Raw genomic sequence first — 1,223 nt, 5'->3', positions numbered from 1 at the left:
CCAAGTGCTCGCCGTAAGGTGGAAAAAGGGACTCGAAAAATACCACTCTGTATTTTTCACCCATCAAGACAGTGGCATTCATTCCTTGGCCGATCTGCGCGGCAAAACGCTCATTTTCGAGAGTCGTAACTCCACCAGCAGCTTTTACTTACCTGCCATTACATTGCTCAACCAAGGCGAAAAATTAGAATACCTTCGCTCTATAGATGATCACCCAACGAAAGGCCGTATCGGCTATTTGTTTTTGGATGAACATTTGGAACAATCCAACGAAATCAACCTATCCGTTTGGGTGTATAAACAGCGCGTTGCCGCAGGGGCGTTCAGTAATTTCAACTGGAACAACCCAAAAGATTTGCCAGAAAACATGAAGGAAAAACTGACCATTTTCCATAACTCGGTGGAGATCCCGCGTGATTTGGTTTTAGCGTCGCCTACTTTGAGCCAATCGACCAAAAATGAAATTACATCGATTTTATTGAAAATGGATGCCGCACCAGAAGGTTTGCATGCCTTGGATGTATTCCAAAATACCAAGCGCATATCAGCACTCACGCCAGATATGGCAACGTCTCTCGACACGGTTCGAAAGTCTGTTAACTTGCTACCAAAGGCAAACTGATGCTGAACAAACTTTCGCTAGAAACCAAATACATTTTCGCGACCATCTCCGTCGTTGTTTTGGTGGTTGTGGTCAACCTTGTACTTTACATGCATGGCTACGACACATACTCAAACAATCTCGCGCAGCAGATTACGCAAAATTCTCAAGATAAGACGGAATCCTACGTCAAACAAAAAGGATTAGTGTACGCGGAGTTGTTGTCTAAGCAGCTGTTTGATCCGCTTTACAACGATAACATCAGCCAAGTCTATGGACAGATTACGGCAACCTTAAGCCAACCGGACGTATCAAAAATCCATGTTGTAGATAACGATGGACTTGTATTCCACGACGGTACACCTCAGCTTGCCATGTTTGCTCAGCCCCACTACCGCTCAGACTTTATTCTTAAGGCAATTGAACAAGAACGTGTCCAAGTCGCTCTATCTAGAGAACAACTGGAAATTGCCGCGCCTATTCACCAATCAGATGTGACGCTTGGAGCCGTATATTTGGAGCTCAACCTTGCCCATTTATTAGAAGAAAAAGAGCAAAACATTGCACAAGTTGCAGCGATAACGTCTAAAGATAAACACAACATGTTTATTTTGCTGCTGGC

1 protein-coding gene and 1 pseudogene are annotated in these 1,223 nt (G+C 44.1%); both read left to right on the top strand.

Going from position 1 to position 1,223, the window contains the following annotated elements; all coding sequences use genetic code 11:
* Positions 1-622, top strand: a 622-nt coding sequence (locus R7P72_RS24980) for a phosphate/phosphite/phosphonate ABC transporter substrate-binding protein (protein WP_318110956.1), incomplete at its 5' end; no start/stop codon positions are given.
* Positions 622-1,223, top strand: a pseudogene (locus tag R7P72_RS24975) (GGDEF domain-containing protein); the annotation flags it as partial. The gene R7P72_RS24980 and the pseudogene R7P72_RS24975, both read left to right, overlap by 1 nt.

The organism is Vibrio sp. Vb0888, assembly GCF_033338835.1.
GTDB lineage: Bacteria > Pseudomonadota > Gammaproteobacteria > Enterobacterales > Vibrionaceae > Vibrio > Vibrio alginolyticus.
The sequence above is the reverse complement of the archived record's forward strand: the minus strand, read 5'-3'. Positions and strand labels throughout refer to the sequence as shown.